Origin of the sequence: Shewanella sp. 4t3-1-2LB, assembly GCF_017368415.1 — a bacterium.
Classification (GTDB): Bacteria; Pseudomonadota; Gammaproteobacteria; order Enterobacterales; family Shewanellaceae; genus Shewanella; species Shewanella fodinae.
Genome location: NZ_JAFNJD010000011.1, coordinates 17,141 through 37,826 on the forward strand (window position 1 = coordinate 17,141; position 20,686 = coordinate 37,826).

The following is a 20,686-nucleotide window of genomic DNA, read 5'->3' on the forward strand; positions in this document are numbered from 1 at the left end:
GCAGTTCTGGCAAAAAATGTCATAAAAGTTTCCATTATTTGCGGGAATATGGGATCTGGCTGTAAGTACATCCGTATTTCTGTGTTTTCAAAATAAAGCTAACTACATAAAAATAAACTATTTTTTATAGTTATTTGGGTAAAGTCAGGGCTAGTCTTTAAGGCACTGGTGAAATTTGAAACTCCTCATTGCAGGATACAGGGATTTCGGTGTTATAATACGCGCCTTAAATTATGGGGTTCCGTCTGTCGCAGCAACGAAGTGGCATACTCCGTCTCCTATTCACTAACTCATAATGAAGTTGAATCATGACTGACTTATCGAAATACAGAAATATTGGTATTTTTGCTCACGTAGATGCGGGTAAAACTACCACCACCGAGCGTATCCTGAAACTCACTGGTAAGATCCATAAAATAGGTGAAGTACATGATGGCGCTTCAACCATGGACTTCATGGAGCAGGAAGCTGAACGTGGTATTACCATTCAGTCAGCTGCGACTACTTGCTTTTGGAAAGAGCACCGTTTTAACGTTATCGACACCCCCGGGCACGTTGACTTCACCGTTGAAGTTTATCGTTCACTGAAAGTATTGGACGGCGGTATTGGCGTATTCTGTGGTAGCGGCGGTGTAGAACCTCAGTCCGAAACCAACTGGCGTTATGCGAACGAATCTGAAGTAGCGCGTCTGATCTTCGTAAACAAACTGGACCGTATGGGCGCAGACTTCCTGCGTGTTGTTGGTCAGATTAAACGTGTTCTAGCAGCAACTCCACTGGTGATGACACTGCCTATCGGTCGTGAAGACGAATTCACAGGCGTAGTCGATGTCTTGACTCGCAAAGCTTATGTGTGGGATGACTCCGGTTTGCCAGAAAACTACACTGTGACAGACGTACCTGCTGACATGGTGGATTTGGTTGAAGAATACCGTGAACAGATGATCGAAACTGCCGTTGAGCAAGATGATGATCTGATGGAAGCCTATATGGAAGGTGAAGAACCTTCTGTTGAAGACCTGAAACGTTGTATCCGTAAGGGCACCATCAATCTGGCATTCTTCCCCACATTCTGTGGTTCTGCATTCAAGAATAAAGGGATGCAGTTGCTGCTGGATGCGGTAGTAGATTACCTGCCATCACCAACTGAAGTTGTGCCTCAGCCTCTGACTGATCCAGAAACTGGTGAAGAAACTGGCGAAGTTGCCACTGTTTCTGTGGATGAACCACTGCGCGCTTTGGCATTCAAGATCATGGATGACCGTTTCGGTGCCTTGACCTTCGTTCGTATCTATTCAGGTGTGATGAAGAAAGGTGACACAGTACTGAACAGTGCCACTGGCAAGACTGAACGTATCGGCCGTATGGTGATGATGCATGCAAACGACCGTAGCGAAATCGATTACGCACAAGCCGGTGATATTATCGCTGTAGTGGGTATGAAAAACGTTCAGACCGGTCACACTCTGTGTGATCCTAAACACGAATGTACTTTGGAACCTATGATCTTCCCAGATCCAGTGATCTCTATCGCTGTGACTCCGAAGGACAAAGGCGCTTCTGAAAAACTGGGTATCGCACTGGGTAAAATGGTGGCTGAAGATCCATCATTCCAGGTAGAAACCGACCAGGAAACTGGCGACACCATTCTGAAAGGGATGGGTGAACTGCATCTGGACATCAAAGTCGACATCCTGAAACGTACTCACGGTGTTGAACTGAGCGTAGGTGCACCACAGGTGGCTTATCGTGAAACGATCACTAAAGCCGTTGAAGATAGCTACACCCACAAGAAACAGTCTGGTGGTTCTGGTCAGTACGGTAAGATTGATTACCGCATCAAACCAGGTGAAGCCAACACTGGCTTCAAGTTCGTGTCTTCAGTTGTGGGCGGTAACGTACCTCGTGAATTCTGGCCAGCCGTTGAATCTGGTTTTGAATCCATGATGAAAGAAGGTCCGCTGGCAGGCTTCCCTGTGCTGGACGTAGAAGTCGAGCTGATTGATGGTGCTTACCACGCAGTTGACTCTTCTGCCATCGCGTTTGAAATCGCCGCTAAAGCAGCTTTCCGCCAGACAATGCCAAAAGCAGGTCCACAGCTGCTGGAACCTATCATGAAGGTTGACGTGTTCACACCTGATGCTAACGTTGGTGACGTGATCGGTGACTTGAACCGTCGTCGCGGCATGATCAAGGATCAGGAAGCTGGTCTGACTGGTGTACGCGTTAAAGCTGATGTGCCATTGGCTGAAATGTTCGGTTACATCGGTAACCTGCGTACTATGACTTCCGGTCGTGGTCAGTTCTCCATGGAGTTCTCTCATTATTCTCCATGTCCAGCTAACGTTTCAGAGAAAGTAATCGCTGAAACTAAAGCCAAGAAAGCCGCTAAATAAGGTTTTCTGCTAATAAAAAAACCGCCAGTATGGCGGTTTTTTTATTTTAAACAAAACAACTAATATAAAAAAGCCAGCATGGTGGCTGGCTTAATAGGCAATGCAGCAGTAGTAAATGGTTAGGCTTCTAGGTGACCGCAGAAGCGATAACCTTCACCGTGAATGGTCGCGATAATTTCAGGTGTGTCTTGGTGGCTTTCAAAATGTTTGCGAATGCGGCGGATAGTCACATCAACGGTACGGTCGTGCGGTTTCAGCTCGCGGCCGGTCATTTTCAGCAGTAGCTCTGCGCGGGTGAGGATCTTGCCGGGATTCTCTACGAAGTGCAGCATAGCGCGGAATTCGCTCCGTGGCAGCTTGTAGGATTCGCCTTCAGGGCTTACCAGCGAGCGACTGTTGATATCCAGACTCCAGCCATCGAATTTATAGCTTTCAACCGTAGATTTCTCTTCCGGCTCTGAACTACCTGTAGTGACGCGAGTCAGCAGATTACGAGCACGGATAGTCAGCTCACGCGGGTTAAAAGGTTTAGTGATGTAATCATCGGCACCGATTTCCAGACCGAGGATCTTATCGACTTCATTATCACGACCAGTCAAGAAGATCAGACCAATGTTATTGATTTCCCTTAATTCCCTGGCAAGTAATAGACCGTTCTTACCGGGGAGATTGATATCCATAACTACCAGATTGATCTTGTTATCTTGGAGGGCTTTATGCATTTCTGCGCCATCATTGGCTTCAGTAACAACATATCCTTCGGCTTCGAAAATACTTCTCAGCGTGTTACGGGTAACGGCTTCGTCTTCTACGATAAGAATGTGCGGGTTCTGCATATCATTTACCTAATAAATCAGATGGTCCTAACCACGAGCGGAGCTCATGTCCAGTTGTTGTTCTATGAATCCTGACGGCTTCATACCTGCATATTGGTGAAAACCAAGTTACATCGTCGGCACTTCATGATTAGTTGAATTTTGGCATACGGTTGTTACCGGTACGCGAATTGTATTAACTGAGATACTCCAAGATAGATTTAGTTCCTGATTTCCATGGATATCCAGTTTATTTGTCTCCGAGACTTTTAGATGGCTCGGAGCGTTTTGGTCAGACACTGTGACTGCCGTATCCGGCGGCCCACATAAACATGACCGAAATGTGATTGATGGTGACATTGTACTCTTATTGTGCATTTGTTAACAAATGAAATGTTAACAAATGGAACTGCCATTCAGCAGAAAGTCAGCAAAAAACCATAGAGTAGTAGCAAATTTACAACGCAATGTTTCGGAGACTAGGTGAGTCGCCAAGCTTTTGCTAAACTAGCGCAGGTTACTTCAGAGGCTGCTGATTGATGGACGACGTATTTGAACAGCTGTGGCAACATTATCTCGATAGCTGCTTTTTATTGAGCCAGCCCCTTTCCGCTTCATCTCCTTTTGCAATAATCACCGCTTATAACCCCTTGGGGCAGGTACTGGAACCTTGCCAGAATCGGTTACGAGATCGCGCACTTCAATGCGATATTGAACAATTGCGGGTGCCCTACAGGATGATTATTGGCGCCGCTACCGATCTCAGCCATATGGAAAAGAGCTGGGCTTTATTTATCAGCAAGACGCAAGCCACTGCGCTTGCCAAAAAGTACCAGCAGAATGCTTTTTACTATGTGGATGCTGGTGTGTTGTCTCTGATCCCCTGTTTGGCAGGTGATCGGCAACAAGTGATAGGTGACTTCAGCCAACATGTCAGAATTGTCTCTGAGTTACCTGAAATTTGTGATTGAATTTCAGTTTGCCGTTGATAAATTTTCAACCGTTGAAAATCTCATTGACTTCCGTCGGCGATTGTTGCTAAGGTCAGCTTCCCCGCTGTTATCAGTGGGGAAACAGAAGAGGAGCGTTAACTAGGTAGTGAACTCGAGGAGGCCATTCTCCAGCGACAGTTCATGAGGGAGATTAACGCCGAGGCTACAGGATCATTGGCAGATCCTGTGGTCGGTCGTTCAGGCTGAATCCTGATGACTGTCACCTTTTTTTGGTGGAGAGCTTCTGGTGAGGATCACTTTTCCCTTCTCAGGGTGCCTTTGTATCAGCGCCAGGCTCTTCGAACGAAATTTGTTCGGAGCAGATCATGAATTCAACGCAATTTTCCTTGTTACCTCCAGCGATAGCGGAGGTGTGTTAATGTCTTTAGTGGTTGCCAAATTTGGTGGTACATCTGTCGCTGATTATGTTGCGATGGGACGTTGTGCCGATATCGTGCTTGCCAATTCTGCTACTCGTTTAGTGGTGGTCAGCGCCTCCAGCGGCGTGACCAATCTGTTAGTGGAACTGGCACAACCGGGTGTCACCGAATCACAGCGTTTGGCGGTACTTAAAAAAATCGCCGCTATTCAATATGCCATTGTTGACCAGTTGCCTCGTAGCGATGACGTGGCTGCCACGATTGATACCTTGCTGACGCGTGTCGACGTTTTGAGTCAGCAATTACTGCAACAAACCGATAAAGCGCTAATAGATGAGTTACTCTCATTAGGTGAACGATGTTCTTCTGTATTGTTCGCGGCGGTTTTACGGGAAAAAGGCGCGATTGCCCGTGCTTTTGATGTGCGGCAGGTATTACGTACCGACAGTAATTTTGGCAAGGCAGAGCCGCAGATAGCGGAAATCCGTCATTTATCTCAAGCGCAATTGCAGCCTCTGCTTAAGCAGCAATTGCTGGTGACTCAGGGTTTTATTGGTGCCGATGCGCAGGGACAAACGACGACACTTGGGCGTGGCGGCAGCGATTATTCGGCCGCGCTACTGGCAGAAGCCTTAGATGCTGACGCTGTGGAGATTTGGACTGATGTTGCCGGGATCTATACGACAGACCCCCGCTTGGCACCTAATGCTAGACCAATCCCCGAAATTAGCTTCAATGAAGCCGCTGAAATGGCGACATTTGGAGCTAAAGTGCTCCATCCGGCCACCATTTTGCCGGCTGTGAGACAGCAGATCCAAGTGTTTGTTGGCTCTAGCAAAGAGCCGGAAAAAGGGGGCACTTGGATTCGGCATCAGGTGGAAAATCCGCCAGTATATCGTGCGGTTGCTTTAAGACGCGATCAAACACTACTGAATCTGCATAGTTTGCAGATGCTACATGCTCAAGGCTTTTTGGCGGAAACCTTCGCTACGTTGGCTCGTCATAAAATTTCTGTAGATCTGATTACGACTTCTGAAGTGAACGTCTCTCTGACGCTGGACAAAACTGGTTCAGAGTCCAGTGGCCAAGGATTGCTGACGGAAGCTCTGCTGCAGGAGTTATCGCAGCATTGTCGGGTACGGGTTGAAGATAAACTGGCACTGATAGCGATTATTGGTAACCGGATTGCATCAACGCCTGGGATCTGTCAGCAGGTGTTTGGGGTGCTTGCGCCACACAACGTTAGGCTGATCTGTCAGGGAGCCAGTCCTCACAATCTGTGTGTACTGGTACATGAAGCCGAAGCCGCTGCTGTGGTAGCTGCATTACATCAAGCACTTTTTGAATGTACTTCTGAGGCTGCCTGATGCAACCACAATTGCTGGCTGTCGGCGAGCTTGCCGCCGGACAGACACTGACGGTGCCAGTGTATCGATTTATCGGTAGTGACCCCGCGGCACCTTCAGTCTATATCCAGGCCAATGTGCATGGCGCAGAGGTTCAGGGAAATACCGTGATACTGCAACTGCTGCGGTATTTGCGGCAGTATCCTCCCAAAGGCAATGTAACCTTAGTGCCATTGGCAAACCCGCTCGGTATTAATCAGAAAAGCGGTGAGTTCACCTTGGGCCGTTTTGACCCCATAACCGGTGAAAACTGGAATCGTCAGTATCTTGATAACCAGTTGCCGTTATCGCATTGGTTGTCGGAACATCAAGGGTATTCTGATCGTGAGTTGGTTGCTGCCTATCGGCAGGCGTTGATAGCCAATTTGCAAACACGACTGCAAAGTCCATGGGGAGTCACCACCGGGCAACGGCTAGCGTATACGCTGCAATTACTGGCAACTGAAGCGGATATTGCCTTGGATCTGCATACCGGGCCTAAGTCCTGTCGCCACCTGTATTGTCCCGAATACCAAAGACATGCAGCAATGCAGTTTTCGATCCCGTTTACCTTGTTCATTCCCAACCTGTTTGGTGGGGCGATGGATGAGGCAATTTTCTGTCCTTGGTGGCGACTGAGCGATTATCTGGCGTCTTGTGGCCGACAATTCGAGATTCCAGTGGTAGCCTTTACGCTGGAATTAGGAGAGCAGGAATTGATCGATATGGCGCAAGCGCAACAGGATGCCCAAGGTATTTTGGCGTTTTTATCGGTTCGTGGTGTTATTGCTGAACCCCTGCTCCCGCTAGAGATGCCACGATATGGCACTCACTTGAAGAATTATCGCAAGTTCCATGCGCCACAAGCCGGACTGGTGCAGTATCTGGTCGCGCCAGGAAGTCTGGTAGAGCAAGGCGACCCTCTGGTGCGCTTGTTGCGCTTGGATCTGCCCGAAAGTGAGCAGGAGCAACTACTAACAGCGCCAGAAGCGGGTGCTGCCATTCTGCACTTTGCCTCGGCAGCGGTGCAGCAGGGTACAGAGCTTTATAAGATCATGACCCAACTAACTGAAATTTCATGAGTTGCAACAGTAGGTTGCCTAGCAGCCTACTGTTGGTTGATTTCACATTAGGGTTTTACCGCACGTACGATGGGATTTTGTAGACTGATCAGTGTCTCGGTAGACTGGATCTCGTCAATCGACTGGATGCGATTTATCAGCACATGTTGCAGCGCTTCTATCGACTGGCACATCACTTTGACAAAAATGCTGTAGTTGCCAGTGGTGTAATAAGCTTCCACGACTTCCTCAAGCGCATTCAGCTTCGATATCGCTGCCGGGTAATCACCCGCACTCTTAAGATTGATGCCGATAAAGCAACACACATCGTATCCCAGAGCTTTGGGATTCACGGTGATCTGTGCTCCCGTGATAATGCCGGCCTGTTTCATTTTCTCTACCCGTACATGGATGGTACCAGCACTGACATTAAAACGTTTGGCCAATTCAGCGAAAGGTGTTCGAGCATCCTGCATTAGCGCTTCAAGGATCTGGTTGTCCAGTTGGTCTCTTTGAAATGATGTATCCACAATCACTTGCCTTTTGTTTTTTTTATCAGGCACAAATTTACGTTTTTTATTGCCATATTACCAGTCAACAGTGCAGTTTTTTGGCAAATACCCCGTAAAGAAATAGTGATAGAGTTATTGGCCAGCTGTGGCTTCTGCAAACGGGACTCGCGTTTTAAATAGCATGGGTTCGCCAGAGTAGGGATGTTTGAAGCTGAGCTCTGCCGCGTGTAGCAATAATCTTGGCGCGAGGGCTTTGGCTTGCGAGTCTGCGTAAAAGCCGTCTCCGAGGATAGCATGACCCAATGCCATCATGTGGACTCGCAGTTGATGTGAGCGGCCCGTCACTGGCATTAGTTTGACCAGTGTCGACTGCTGTCCGTGAGAGATCACTTGGTAATGGGTAACTGACGGTTTGCCCATCTCAAAGTCTACCTTTTGTCGGGGGCGGTTCGGCCAGTCGCAGATGAGTGGTAAATCAATAGTACCTTCTCCCTCAAGATGACCATAAACCCGCGCAAAGTAGACTTTATGGGTTTCGCGTTCCTGAAACTGGCGCTTTAATTCGCGCTCGGCATTGCGTCTTAATGCCAGTAGCAGAATTCCCGATGTCGCCATATCCAATCGGTGCACCACTTGCGCCAATGGTTGCAGTTGCAGCACACGGCTGAAAGCACTGTCATAGTGCTTGGCTTCACGTCCAGGGACAGATAACAACCCTGATGGCTTGTTGATCACCATAATATCCTTATCTTGATACAGAATATCGAGCCAAGGTAGACGTGGTGGCTGGTAGATAAAATCGTTCATCTGGTGGGTCTTGTGTAAAACGGACAGCAAATGTACCTGCCCGGCTTAACCGATGCAAGGATAGGCGCGAGTTATGACCTAAACCTGTGCTCAGGCGAAGCCGTTACCTGCGAGATGCATAATACAAAAAGTCCATACGACAAACGCTAGTGTGCCGTGGACGAAACCGTAGAATGCCTGATCCAGCCGCTTCAGCCCGCCGGCATCCCAGATAAGATACACGTGCAACCCGAGTATCAATGGGAACAGTAGCAACAATATGGCGATGGCAAATTGATTGGCATCGCCGAAAATAGCGTGTCCAACTAACGCCCAACACACCATAAACGCAGTAAGTATTGGCGGAAGTGCTAGCCGGTATTGCTCCGGGTAAGGAAAAAACATGTGGCATCCTTCATATCCTCAGTCACTGAACCCAGCAGAATTACGAGCAATCAGCTGTGCTTTTTCCTGTGGCTGAGCATTGTTATTTATTAGCTTTCCCTCAAAGTAATGCAATGTTTCCAGTTTAGCAAATGTGTGTAGCAACTCGGCCTCTTGTAGCAGAAACTCAGGATTACTTGGTTTGCCTAAAGCTGCCTGAGCCCGGTTGAAGGTTTCATAAAATAATAATCCTCCGGCTGCCAGTCGTTGTGTAATCCACGGCATCAAAGGGCGGTGTAGATAATTAAATACCAACACCACATCAAATTGTCCTAACGCTGGTAGCGCGCCAGATTCCAAATCTGCCTGTAAGAGGTCGCAGTGTGGAAACGCTTCCTGTAATGCAGGAAAAGCCTCAGCGTTGCGGTCAACAAAGGTGACGTCAGCGCCTCTTTCTGCAAACCATGCGCCGTTATGTCCAGAGCCGCAGGCAAGATCTAACACTTTTAATGTGTTCAGTGGTGAATAATTACCCCACGAAAATGTCGTAATTAAATTGGCGGTATTCATCCTTTAATTTCTTCCTTACTATGTATTTGACGGCGATGAATAATTGAGTAATGTCTTAATGATGAGGGGCCGTGGGTCACCAATACAGATAACAAAATAATAATCGTGACAAGTTCGACTTTATATTCTGGTACTATTGTGAAACACATCAATATTGCTATTTTAAGTAATGTCAGTACGCCTTTCAGCTGAATAAGCCAACGCCAGTCTCGTACGACTTCCCATAGCATCAATAAGCAACCAGTGATCATTGTCATGATCCAATAATTGAGCCATTGTGCATCTGGTATCTGCAGTAAAATACCGCCTCCAGCGCCAGCAATGCCCAGTACATGCAGCCCTCGTAGTGTAGTTTTAGTGATACGTTTTATCTGGAAGAAGCGCTCTGAATGTGGGTCATAGGTGCTCATTCGCTATCCTGCTTTATTAATTTTGATAATTACTAATTTAATCATATAGCAAATATCGGAGTCTTTTAAGTTTTAATTAATAAATGTTTTTCTGGATTGGTGATTATTACAAATGATTCAGTATTAATTGAATCTTAAAACATAATTTACACTCGTTAACATTACTTACAAAAGTATTTTGCTGACCTTTTTGTGATTGAGCTAAATAATCATATTATTCCGAAATGCTATCGTTTTTTCGGGAGATATGCCAAATGGCGATATATCGTTCAATTAATTACAAATCCTGTTTGGCGTGACTATTATTATTGCGTTAGCGATTATTTGGAGGAACATTTTATGTTCTCGGCAACTTTGAAACGAACCAGCCTGGCGCTGGCGTTGTCTGGTTTTCTCGTCGGATCGGCATATGCCGCCCCGGAAGTTTTGGCAGATTTCCATCAGCAGATGGGCGACTGTGCGACTTGCCACGTTTCTAAGAGCGGTCCAACTGATGACAACTTGACTCATGAAAATCAACAATGTGTTAGCTGTCATGGCTCTCTGGATGATATGGCAGCCCAAGATGCCACAAAGAAACTGAAAGTTTCTCCACATAAATCTCACCTGATCGGCGACATTGCCTGCACCAGTTGCCACAAAGGCCATGAGAAGTCAGTCGCCTATTGTGATGCCTGCCACAGCTTTGGTTTCGATATGCCATTTGGCGGGAAATGGGAACGTAAATTTGTGCCTATCGACGTTAATAAAGAGGCACAAGATAAGGCTATCGCAGCAGGTCCTCGTGACACGACTGATGTTGTGATTGTTGGTTCAGGTGGCGCTGGTCTGGCGGCGGCTGTATCTGCCCATGAAAATGGCGCTAAAGTTATCCTGCTGGAAAAAGAACCTTTAGCGGGCGGCAATACTAAGCTGGCCGCTGGTGGTATGAATGCTGCCGAAACCAAGTTTCAGGCGAAGCTGGGCATTAAAGACAAAGTGTCCATCATGATTGATGACACCATGAAAGGGGGCCGCAATATCAATGATCCTGCGCTGGTTAAAGTGCTGGCAGAGGATTCTTCAGATTCTATCGACTGGCTGACTTCTTTAGGTGCCGACATGAGTGATGTTGGCCGTATGGGCGGAGCCAGTGTTAACCGCTCACATCGTCCTACCGGTGGTGCTGGTGTGGGGGCTCACGTTGCACAAGTTTTGTATACCGCAGCCGTAAAAAGTGGCGCGGATATGCGGTTTAATAGCCGGGTAGTGCGGGTACTGGAAGATGCTAGCGGTAATGTCACCGGCGTGTTGGTTGAAGGTAAATACACAGGCTACTACGTGATTAAAGCCAAGGCCGTAATTATGGCTACCGGTGGATTTGCCAAAAATAACGAACGGGTTGCTAAATACGATCCTGCGTTGAAAGGTTTTGCTGCGACTAACCATCCTGGTGCAACTGGTGACGGATTGGATGTTGCATTGGCGGCGGGAGCCGACACCCGCGATTTGAAATATATTCAGGCGCACCCAACTTGGTCACCCGTGGGTGGGGTGATGGTGACAGAAGCGGTTCGTGGTAACGGTGCGATTCTGGTGAACCGTGAAGGCGATCGTTTTGTTAACGAAATCACGACTCGTGATAAGGCTTCTGCAGCTATTTTGCAACAGACCGGTGCCAGTGCTTTTCTAGTTTTTGATGATTCAGTACGTAAGAGTTTGAAGAAAATCGATAACTATATCCATCTGGGGATCGTTAACGAGGGTAAAACCATTCAGGATCTGGCGACACAACTTAATATGCCTGCTGCGGAACTGGAAAAAACGATCGTGGCATACAACGGCTTTGTTAAGTCTGGTAAAGATAGCCAATTTGAACGTCCTAATCTGCCGCGTGAATTGGCCACTGCTCCCTACTATGCCATAGAGGTTAAGCCAGCAGTGCATCACAGCATGGGTGGGGTGAAGATTGATACTCAAGCCGAAGTGCTTAATAAAGATGGCAAAACCATTAAGGGACTGTTTGCCGCAGGTGAAGCGACTGGCGGTGTTCACGGAGCTAACCGTTTGGGTGGCAACGCGATCTCTGACATTGTGACCTTTGGCCGAATTGCGGGTGCCTCAGCGGCAAAATTTGTCAAAGCGAACTAAAATAAGCTCCGAGTAATGAGTACGACACGGCGGTGTTAATTTCATCGCCACCCCTAAAAGCGGACGGTCAGGCGTCCGCTTTTCTTTTCTAGGCTTGGGCGCTTGCTCAAGACAGCTCGTCATTTTTCCAATACACTGCAGTGAGCAGCCATGATTGGGAGCGGCAGATGAGGATCGGTTTTTTCAGCGCCAAACGTTACGACATTCAACACTTTTCAGAGATGAATCAACGCTTGAACTTGGATGCCAAGATAGAGTTTTTTGATTATCGACTGTGCCAGCAGACAGTCAAGCTGGCATTGGGTTTTGAAGTGATATGTGCCTTTGTTAACGATGATTTGTGTGAACATACGTTGACGGAATTGTATGCCAGTGGCACACGGGTGATCGCCATGCGTTGTGCCGGGTTTAATAACGTGGATCTTGAGGTTGCCAAACGCTTGGGGCTGAAGGTGGTCAATGTGCCGGCTTACTCACCAGAATCTGTCGCCGAACATACGGTGGCACTTATGCTCACTCTGAATCGAAAAATTCATAAAGCCTACCAGCGTACCCGCGATGCCAATTTTTCATTGGAGGGGCTGGTAGGTTTTAATATGAATGGCAAAACGGTAGGGGTTGTTGGTACCGGGAAAATTGGTTTAGCCACCATTAGAATTCTGCTTGGTTTTGGCTGTAAAGTGCTCGCATTTGATCCTTATCCAAACCCCCTTGTTGTCGAATTAGGCGCTGTCTATACCGATCTGGACAGTATGTTTAGCCAAAGCGATATCATCAGCTTACATTGCCCGCTCACCAAGGATAACCACCATCTACTGAATGCCGCTAGTTTTGCCAAGATGAAACCCGGCATGATGGTGATTAACACTAGCCGCGGTGGTTTGCTTAACGCCGTGGATGCGATGGAAGCACTGAAACTTGGGCAAGTTGGTGCTTTGGGCATGGATGTTTATGAAAATGAAAAAGAGCTGTTTTTCGAAGACAAATCCAATGAAGTCATCCTAGATGATGTGTTTCGGCGGTTATCCGCGTGCCATAACGTGATTTTTACCGGGCATCAGGCGTTTCTGACTCGTGAGGCGTTGGAGAACATTGCCGAGACTACACTTACGAATGTGCAGCAGGTGTTAGCCGGTCAGCAATGCCACAATGAACTGTTTTGAGCCCATGTTGCCCGTGCGCGCCAGGCCTTATGCCTGGCGGTGTTCCTCTTCCACTTGTTGTGTTTTTATCAACTCAGCGGCCTGAGTTTGCTGTGGTTTGAGCTTTAAGACCGCTCGCTGCAGCACTAAGCTGTTGGGATAGGTAATGGTGTCACCATTGTCTCGCTTGATCAGCAGGTGGAACAGCGCGACTTCCTGCAATATGCCACTGATGTCTTCATCAGCATCAACAATGCGAATACGTTCGCCAACCTTGTATGGAAAAACAAAGAAAATCAGGATCCCCGCTGTCAGATTGCTGAGAATTGACCACTGGGCAAACAGTGCCACGCCTAACACGGCAAAGGCGGAGGATACAAACAGTGACACATCTTGATACCCCAGACCCAGCGAGATAGCCATCAAGGACAATGTAAGAAAAAACAGCAGAATAGTGATGAACTTGCTCACCAAACTGACCCTGGCAGTATTGATATGCTTGAGTTGGCCATATTCGCGTACACCTTTTGTCAACCGGCGTTGGATAAACGCAAAGCCAGTCAAATATAAAATCACGATTAAAATATTGGTCATCATGCGTTTCGACTCCCGCGAGGTTAACCTGTATGCTGTGGCTCCCATGTTAACGGCATTGTGCCCCATATTTAAAGGCTACTTGGCGGAGATGTACTAATGAGCGAATACCGGATGTTAGTCAACGCCGAAGACGAATGGGGGCCGGTCACAGTGTTGGAAGATGCAGAGCTACGCATCTTGGCGTTTGGTGAGCACGATGAACAAAGTAAACTGCTGAAAGCCACTCCCCATATTCCCCGGCACACTTATCTGCGAGCGATGCTGTTGGCATTGCTATTTACGGAGCCTCGCAGTGTCATGGTATTGGGACTTGGTGGCGGTGTTCTCATCCATGCTTTACGGCAATTTGACGCGGCTATCCGCATCACGGTAGTTGAGCTAAGACCCTTAGTGATTGATTTTTGTAAGCGCTATTTCCGCTTGCCGTTGTCAAAAAAGCTGACATTAATAGAAGCGGATGCGTTGGTGTACCTAGCCCAGTCATCGCATAAACGCGTGGATATGCTGTTTTGTGATCTGTTTGATGGGCAAGGGATTGCAGCCGGCGCGTTATCAACCGTTTTTTTGCAGCAATGCCAGCGGCAACTGAAAGCTGATGGGATCTTGGTGCTTAACTGTTGGAAAGAACACAGCAAGGATGCGGCACTGTTAGCCAAACTGCAGGCGTTGTTTCCTGAAATATATGCCTGTCTTACTGGCAGTGGTAATTGGGTGGTATTTGCTTCTGCCAAACCCTTGCTGGCCGGGCAGGCCGAACTGAAACGTCAGGCGGCAGAATTATCGCAACGACTGGGATTTGAACTGCAACTGTCATTGAACCGATTTGGTCGTTGGCAAAATACCTGATTCTGTAAAATCGATTATAACGATAGTTTTTATCTGTTTTATTATTTCACCTCCACTGACTATTATCACTCCCAACAACAGGACAGCGACGAACGTTGTCCTCTGTATCCAACCAAAAATATGGGAGTTTTCACATGGTTCAGTCACTGAATACCGCTGTTAAGCCTTTTACCGCCACCGCATTCCACAATGGTGAATTTGTCGAAGTTACCGAACAGAATTTGCTGGGCAAATGGTCTGTTGTGTTCTTCTATCCTGCAGACTTCACCTTCGTATGTCCAACTGAACTGGGTGATCTGGCCGATCACTACGACCAGTTACAGAAACTGGGTGTAGAAGTTTACTCAGTGTCTACCGACACTCATTTCACTCACAAAGCTTGGCACGACAGTTCCGAAACTATCGGCAAGATCAAATACTACATGGTAGGCGACCAGACCGGCACTATCAGCAATAACTTCGGTGTGATGCGTGAAGGCCAAGGCCTAGCTGACCGCGCCACTTTCGTCATTGACCCAGAAGGTGTTATTCAGGCCATCGAAGTCACCGCTGAAGGTATCGGTCGTGATGCGGAAGACCTGTTACGGAAGATCAAAGCCGCACAGTATGTGGCTGCGCACCCAGGTGAAGTGTGCCCAGCCAAATGGCGTGAAGGTGAAGCCACTCTGGCGCCATCTCTGGACCTAGTAGGTAAAATCTAAAACTGCATCCCTTCCGGCTCGTCCGTTACGGCGGCGGGCCGGACTCTGTTAACTCCTTTTTTTTCTTATCACAGGACACGTTCATGTTAGACGCTAATTTGAAAAAACAACTGGACAGCTATCTGCAGTATATCAAGCAGCCGATTGAGCTGAGCGTGTCCAGTAATGATACTGATAAATCTCGCGAAGTATTGGCGTTGGCACAGGAACTGGCGGCAATGTCCGACAAGATCTCGCTGACGCAGGTGAACAATGCGCGTACGCCAAGTATGGCGGTGGCACCTAAAGGACAATCGCCTCGCGTCAATTTTGCCGGGGTGCCAATGGGGCACGAATTTACCTCGCTGGTATTAGCGCTGTTACAGGCAGGAGGTCATCCGTCCAAGGCCGCGCCAGAACTGTTAACGCAGATCCGCAACTTGCCCGGTGAATATCATTTCGAAACCTATATTTCGCTGTCGTGCCATAACTGTCCCGATGTGGTACAGGCGTTGAACCTGATGGCAAGCCTTAACCCGAATATCACGCACGTGATGATCGATGGCGCGTTGTTCCAAGAAGAGGTCAATCAACGCGGGGTAATGGCTGTTCCCGCCGTGTTCCTTAATGGTGAACATTTCGGTCAGGGCCGGATGACACTGGAAGAGATTATCAGCAAAGTTGACAGCGGTGCCGCTGCACAAAACGCGGCAGCACTGGATGACAAACCGGTTTATGATGTGCTGGTGGTGGGCGGTGGTCCCGCAGGTGCCGCTGCGGCAATTTATGCCGCGCGTAAAGGCATTCGTACCGGTTTGGTGGCCGAACATTTTGGTGGTCAGGTGATGGATACCGTTGGTATCGAGAATTTTATCTCCGTCCCCTATACCGAAGGGCCCAAACTGTCTGCTGCACTGGAGCAGCACGTGAAAGAGTACGGCGTGGATATCATTACGGGTCAACGTGCAGCGCAGATCCGCCGTGATAACGACATTGCCGTGGCATTAGAAAGTGGCGCGACACTGAACAGTAAAAGTGTGATTTTAGCGACTGGTGCCCGCTGGCGTGAATTAGGTGTACCTGGTGAAGCCGAATATCGCACCAAGGGTGTGGCTTATTGTCCGCACTGTGATGGCCCTTTTTTCAAAGGTAAGAAAGTAGCGGTGATTGGTGGCGGTAACTCAGGCATTGAAGCTGCTATCGATCTGGCCGGTATTGTGGAACACGTGACAGTGCTGGAGTTTGCCGATACATTGCGGGCTGATGATGTGTTGGTGAAAAAAGCTAAATCACTGAGCAATGTCGATATTATCACCAGTGCCCAGACCACCGAAGTTATCGGTGATGGTAGTAAAGTCACCGCGCTGGCTTACAAGGATCGCCACAGTGGCGAGCAAAAACAGTTGGCATTGTCTGGGATTTTTGTCCAGATAGGCTTGGTACCTAACACTGGTTTCCTAAAAGAAAGCGAGATTGAGCTGACCCGCTTTGGTGAAGTGATTGTTGACACCAAAGGTGCGACCTCCATGCCCGGTGTTTTTGCTGCCGGAGATGCGACGACTGTACCTTACAAGCAGATTATTATCTCAATGGGAACAGGGGCTACCGCCGCCTTGAGTGCTTTTGATTATCTGATCCGCTACTCAAGTGACGAAAAAGCTGCCTAAGCGACTCTCTACAGCGAAAAAACCGGCTAACGCCGGTTTTTTATTAATGGGGATGTAAAACATTAGGCTGTAGTGTTGATGATGCTGCCTATCGGCCCGTCAGTTGTTGCGGCAGCATTGGCTTGTGGCGGTGTCGCCGCTTCAATTAACTGCAGTGCCACTTGTCCTTGCGCTTGCTGCTGTTGCTTAGCTAACTGCGCAACTTTTACTGCAATTGTTAACTGCACATCGCCAGCGATGGGCTGCGAACTAATGGAACCTGCCATTAACATCCCCCTGAGTGATAACCCGATGTTGTTACTTTAGCGGCGATTAGCTCATTAAACAAACCCGGCATTGCCGAGTTTGTGACTATTGTACACCAAACCTATAGCGCACGGGTCTTCTTTTGTCTGCGTTCAAGGATTTTGCGGGTCGTGGCAATGACGATGGTGACAACAACTGCCCCGAGGATCAAACTGATGGCAACGGTAACACTCTGTAAAGCGGTCGGGTCAACCGCCAGTGTGCCACCCAAGCCCAACATCATCACCCCAGACATCAGTTTCAGCGTCTGGCCTTCTTTCTCGGTCAGTTTGCGTTTGCCAAGCGTCATGCTGAAGGCAATCACAATGGCAATCAACGGAATGACATACACCACGTTATAGAACACTAGATACATATAGCGTTCCATGGTGGGGAAGTTATGCATCGACAGCACACTGGTATAAATCATCGGGAATCCCGCGGTACACAGCAATTCATAGGCATTGGCAAGAATTGCCAGTACAGTTGTACCAATAATCATGGTGGTTAGACTGGAAGCGCTGGACAGTTTGCCCATGCGCTTGATCAGGCTGGTGCGGTTTTCCGCCGACATGGACAGGCTAACTTCACCCTTAGTAAAGAAATAGTCCTTAATATTGATGGAGCCAGCCACCAGCGCCAATAGCCCGGCCACCAGAATAATCATGCTGCCATCACTGGCACCTAGCAGTTCAAATACATTAAGCCAGGCACTCATAAACAACAGATAGATAAAACCGGAAAAGAACACAAAGATGCCGCCTACCAGTAACATACGACGGCGGCTCTTAGCGTTGACCATGATGGACAATAAAAAGAGCAATACGAAGAAAGCACAGGGATTGAACGCATCAACGCCTGCCAACACCAGTGTCAGGATCGGCATTGACATGGTGTCAGGCGTCACCACACCTAATAGCGGTAGCTCAACTGGTTGTATATCGGATGCCGCAACCGCTGTGGCATCACAGGTGCCATCGCCACTATCGCTGGCGCAGGTGCCAAAGGGGGATTCCGCTTCAGAAGTAACCGCTGGCGCATTAGCTGCAGTGGTGTCAGGCATCTCTTCCGCTGTCAAAGTGCCACCCTGTTCCAGATAGCAGCTCTTAAGGCGATTCAGTAAAAATTCACCTGTCACTTCTCTACTGGAATAACCAATAACCGTTTTGCCGCAAACTGCCATAAACGGCACTGAACGGGCTTGGGTGTTGGTCGCGTCCGCTAGCTGTTGCCACATCTCTTGTGTGCCACTGTCACCCACCATGTAGGTATGCAGTTCAATCCACGGATATTTCTGGGGCAATGAATCAATAAAAGGGTGTGCTTCTTTACAGTGTGGACAGGTCTTAGACCAAACAAAATATAATGGAATTTTCAACTGTCCCTGGGCATCTACTTTGTGCCATTCAACCGTATTTTCAGCAGCAGCTGCGTTATTCAGCACCAGACCGCAACTCAGCAGTAGGCAGAGCATCAACGTCCTGAACATATAAAACCTGCTCGTATGAAGAATTAAAAGAATCTGTTTTAGCCGATGAGGTTAAAACTTACCGATATTCAATGTACAACAGCCATCGCACCCGCTTAATGTTGGAGCGGTAAATCTGTTAGCGGCATCGTAAAAGTTGTCAAAGTGAGATGCCGGAAGAGCTGTGGATCTTTTTTTTCATCAACCCTGTATATCGTTACGCATACCTTACTGTTTTAACTAGACTTATAGCTGTATGGTCATCACGGACAATAACTAGTTATGAAAACCACCCTGAAAACCCGTTTGCTTGCGGCAAGTATGTTGTCTGTTCTGTTAATACTGGTGTTAATGGTCAGCCTGTCATCCTACGTCATTCGCAATAGTGCATTGTCTAGCACGCAGCGAGAGGTTCGAGAACTGTCAAATACCTTTGCCGCTGAGAAAGGGCAATGGATGTATGACCGCCAGAATGCGGTGAAGAGCCTAGCTGCAACCTTGTCTCGTCATATTGACGAAGATCCCACTCGCTATCTGCTGGAAATCCACGAAGCTCTGAGTTTTGGTTTGACCTATTACGGCAGTGAGCAGGGCGATATGTTGCGCCAAGACCCATCGCTGTTTGTGGCGGGATATGACCCGCGTATTCGCCCCTGGTACAAGGGCGCTAAGGAAACCGACGGGCTTTTTGTCACCGCCCCCTATGAAAGTGCCACCATGAAAACGCTGGTGGTGACGATTGCAGAGCCGGTAAAAGTGGGTGGGCAACTGCGTGGTGTAGCCGCAGCAAATTTAGCGATAGACAAGCTCACCAGTTCGGTGCGCAAGCTGAAGCTGCCCGGTGATGGCTACGGCATTTTGTTGGAAAACAGTGGTGTGATCATCAGTCACCCTGATGCAGCGCTAAACGGTAAAAATATTGCGCAAGTTGATAACCGTTTTAGCACCAGTTGGCTGAAAAAAAGGGCTGACTCTGATGAGCTGGAGCAGATGAAATACGACGGGGCGGAAAAGTTGTTATATGTGGCCGAGTTGCCACATACCGACTGGATGCTGCTGTTTGTTATTGATAAAAAAACGATCATGAGCGAAGCAACAAGATTGGCTTGGTCCATGATAGGGACTGGCCTGGTATTTCTGCTAGTGTTCGCTGCAGTGCTTTTTGTGGTGTTCCGCATCCAGTTCCGTGATCTGGAAAAAGTGGCAACAGCCCTGCAGGATATTGCAGAAGGGGAAGGCGATCTTACCGTTCGCATTACCACCAAGAATCAGCATGATGAAATTGGTCAACTGGCAACAGGTTTCAACCAGTTTGTGTTACGACTGCACCAAATGATCACCCGTATGAGTGATATCGCCAAAAACCTGAGTGCGCAGTCGGAAGAGTTACGTGGTGCTGCGGATAGTAATAGCCAAATCATTTCGGTGCAGCAGGACGAGATAACCCAGGTGGCGACTGCCGTTACTGAGATGTCCAGCGCCACGGCGGAGATTGCCAGCAACGCGGAACTGACAGCGCACACCGCCCAGGATTCCGTAACCCTTACTAACAGTGGACAACAACAAGTCATTAAAAGTCAGTCGTCCATCCGTAATCTGGCAACAGAAGTGGCAACTGCCGGGCAAATTATTGGTGAATTGAATGAACATTCGCAAAAGATTAGCGGCATATTGTTGACGATCAGCGGTATCGCCGAACAAACCAACCTGTTGGCATTGAACGCCGCCATCGAAGCGGCGCGCGCGGGTGATCAAGGCCGTGGATTTGCGGTGGTGGCCGATGAAGTCAGGGTATTATCACAACGTACCCACGATTCGACTCAAGAAATTCAGACCATGATCGAAGCCTTACAGCGCACTGCATCAAAAGCGGTAGACTCGATGCAAGGTAGTCATCAGATGGCGGAAACCAGCGTTATGGATGCAGAAACTGCCAGTGCCAGTCTGGAACAGATTGCCAATGCCATCAATCGCATTTCTGAAATGGCGAGTCAGATAGCGACCGCTGCGGAAGAACAAACATCGGTGACCAGTGAAATCAACCGCAATACTGAGGCTATCCGGGAAGTATCGGAAAATCTGTCATCTTCTGCCGTAACTGCCGCCGATAAAGCGCAGATGCTGGCAGATTTAGCGCTGTCGCTGCAGCAGGAAGTTGGCCGTTTCCGATTGTAAGCAAC

Annotated in this window: 19 protein-coding genes and 1 riboswitch; of the genes, 10 read left to right on the forward strand and 9 right to left on the reverse strand. The window is 48.2% G+C overall.

From position 1 onward, the window contains the following. Positions 1–308 precede the first annotated feature (308 nt). Positions 309–2,396 carry an elongation factor G gene (fusA, locus tag J3L11_RS06040; protein WP_133037809.1) on the forward strand — a complete coding sequence of 696 codons (2,088 nt, stop codon included), beginning with the start codon at positions 309–311 and terminating at the stop codon, positions 2,394–2,396. A gap of 119 nt (positions 2,397–2,515) precedes the next feature. On the opposite strand, the gene arcA is transcribed toward fusA, so the two are convergent. Continuing rightward, positions 2,516–3,232: a two-component system response regulator ArcA gene (gene arcA / locus J3L11_RS06045; protein WP_207570470.1), complete on the reverse strand. Its 717-nt coding sequence runs from the start codon at positions 3,230–3,232 to the stop codon at positions 2,516–2,518. A gap of 518 nt (positions 3,233–3,750) precedes the next feature. Between arcA and J3L11_RS06050 the strand changes: the two genes are divergently transcribed. The 3 genes from J3L11_RS06050 (at position 3,751) to J3L11_RS06060 (ending at position 7,050) form a co-directional block, all read left to right on the forward strand. Further along, on the forward strand, positions 3,751–4,182 hold the full coding sequence (locus J3L11_RS06050; protein WP_133037807.1) for a DUF3293 domain-containing protein: 432 nt from the start codon (positions 3,751–3,753) through the stop codon (positions 4,180–4,182). Positions 4,183–4,280: 98 nt separating this feature from the next. Then, a riboswitch (Lysine riboswitch) is annotated at positions 4,281–4,455 on the forward strand. Between the two features lie 127 nt (positions 4,456–4,582). Beyond that, a complete protein-coding gene (lysC, locus tag J3L11_RS06055) occupies positions 4,583–5,950 on the forward strand; it encodes a lysine-sensitive aspartokinase 3 (protein ID WP_207570471.1) in 1,368 nt (455 codons plus the stop codon). Continuing rightward, positions 5,950–7,050 carry a succinylglutamate desuccinylase/aspartoacylase family protein gene (locus J3L11_RS06060; protein ID WP_207570472.1) on the forward strand — a complete coding sequence of 367 codons (1,101 nt, stop codon included), beginning with the start codon at positions 5,950–5,952 and terminating at the stop codon, positions 7,048–7,050. Before lysC ends, J3L11_RS06060 begins: the two co-directional genes overlap by 1 nt. Positions 7,051–7,097: 47 nt before the next feature. Here the strand turns inward: J3L11_RS06060 and asnC are convergent, their stop codons facing one another. From asnC to J3L11_RS06085, 5 genes are all read right to left on the reverse strand, one after another. Further along, positions 7,098–7,559, reverse strand: a complete 462-nt coding sequence (gene asnC, locus J3L11_RS06065; protein ID WP_133037804.1) for a transcriptional regulator AsnC — start codon at positions 7,557–7,559, stop codon at positions 7,098–7,100. Between the two features lie 114 nt (positions 7,560–7,673). Beyond that, entirely contained in the window at positions 7,674–8,375 is a 702-nt protein-coding gene (rluA, locus tag J3L11_RS06070; protein ID WP_278250716.1) for a bifunctional tRNA pseudouridine(32) synthase/23S rRNA pseudouridine(746) synthase RluA, read from the reverse strand. 63 nt (positions 8,376–8,438) lie between these two features. Continuing rightward, a complete protein-coding gene (locus tag J3L11_RS06075) occupies positions 8,439–8,732 on the reverse strand; it encodes a hypothetical protein (protein WP_133037802.1) in 294 nt (97 codons plus the stop codon). An 18-nt stretch (positions 8,733–8,750) separates the two neighbouring features. After that, positions 8,751–9,281, reverse strand: coding sequence for a class I SAM-dependent methyltransferase (locus J3L11_RS06080; RefSeq protein ID WP_133037801.1), 531 nt, complete (start codon positions 9,279–9,281; stop codon positions 8,751–8,753). Next, on the reverse strand, positions 9,278–9,691 hold the full coding sequence (locus J3L11_RS06085; protein WP_207570474.1) for a hypothetical protein: 414 nt from the start codon (positions 9,689–9,691) through the stop codon (positions 9,278–9,280). Before J3L11_RS06085 ends, J3L11_RS06080 begins: the two co-directional genes overlap by 4 nt. 339 nt (positions 9,692–10,030) lie before the next feature. Between J3L11_RS06085 and J3L11_RS06090 the strand changes: the two genes are divergently transcribed. Both J3L11_RS06090 and J3L11_RS06095 read left to right on the forward strand, forming a co-directional pair. Then, entirely contained in the window at positions 10,031–11,821 is a 1,791-nt protein-coding gene (locus J3L11_RS06090; protein WP_207570475.1) for a flavocytochrome c, read from the forward strand. 167 nt (positions 11,822–11,988) lie between these two features. Beyond that, positions 11,989–12,984 carry a 2-hydroxyacid dehydrogenase gene (locus J3L11_RS06095; protein WP_207570476.1) on the forward strand — a complete coding sequence of 332 codons (996 nt, stop codon included), beginning with the start codon at positions 11,989–11,991 and terminating at the stop codon, positions 12,982–12,984. A 27-nt stretch (positions 12,985–13,011) separates the two neighbouring features. Here the strand turns inward: J3L11_RS06095 and J3L11_RS06100 are convergent, their stop codons facing one another. After that, positions 13,012–13,557, reverse strand: coding sequence for a mechanosensitive ion channel family protein (locus J3L11_RS06100; protein ID WP_133037977.1), 546 nt, complete (start codon positions 13,555–13,557; stop codon positions 13,012–13,014). Between the two features lie 99 nt (positions 13,558–13,656). On the opposite strand from J3L11_RS06100, the gene J3L11_RS06105 reads away from it, so the two are divergent. The 3 genes from J3L11_RS06105 to ahpF all read left to right on the forward strand — a co-directional run bounded on the left by J3L11_RS06105 (position 13,657) and on the right by ahpF (position 16,753). Then, positions 13,657–14,406 carry a fused MFS/spermidine synthase gene (locus J3L11_RS06105; RefSeq protein WP_133037797.1) on the forward strand — a complete coding sequence of 250 codons (750 nt, stop codon included), beginning with the start codon at positions 13,657–13,659 and terminating at the stop codon, positions 14,404–14,406. 134 nt (positions 14,407–14,540) lie between these two features. Beyond that, positions 14,541–15,107 carry an alkyl hydroperoxide reductase subunit C gene (ahpC, locus tag J3L11_RS06110; RefSeq protein WP_133037796.1) on the forward strand — a complete coding sequence of 189 codons (567 nt, stop codon included), beginning with the start codon at positions 14,541–14,543 and terminating at the stop codon, positions 15,105–15,107. Between the two features lie 83 nt (positions 15,108–15,190). Next, the gene (gene ahpF / locus J3L11_RS06115; RefSeq protein WP_207570477.1) at positions 15,191–16,753 is read left to right on the forward strand and encodes an alkyl hydroperoxide reductase subunit F; all 1,563 of its coding nucleotides are present in this window, start codon (positions 15,191–15,193) and stop codon (positions 16,751–16,753) included. Between the two features lie 62 nt (positions 16,754–16,815). On the opposite strand, the gene J3L11_RS06120 is transcribed toward ahpF, so the two are convergent. Further along, the gene (locus tag J3L11_RS06120) at positions 16,816–17,019 is read right to left on the reverse strand and encodes a cytoplasmic protein (RefSeq protein WP_133037794.1); all 204 of its coding nucleotides are present in this window, start codon (positions 17,017–17,019) and stop codon (positions 16,816–16,818) included. Between the two features lie 101 nt (positions 17,020–17,120). Next, positions 17,121–18,527 carry a cytochrome C biosynthesis protein gene (locus tag J3L11_RS06125; RefSeq protein ID WP_207570478.1) on the reverse strand — a complete coding sequence of 469 codons (1,407 nt, stop codon included), beginning with the start codon at positions 18,525–18,527 and terminating at the stop codon, positions 17,121–17,123. A 261-nt stretch (positions 18,528–18,788) separates the two neighbouring features. Between J3L11_RS06125 and J3L11_RS06130 the strand changes: the two genes are divergently transcribed. Beyond that, a complete protein-coding gene (locus J3L11_RS06130) occupies positions 18,789–20,681 on the forward strand; it encodes a methyl-accepting chemotaxis protein (RefSeq protein WP_207570479.1) in 1,893 nt (630 codons plus the stop codon). The last annotated feature ends 5 nt before the right edge of the window (positions 20,682–20,686 follow it).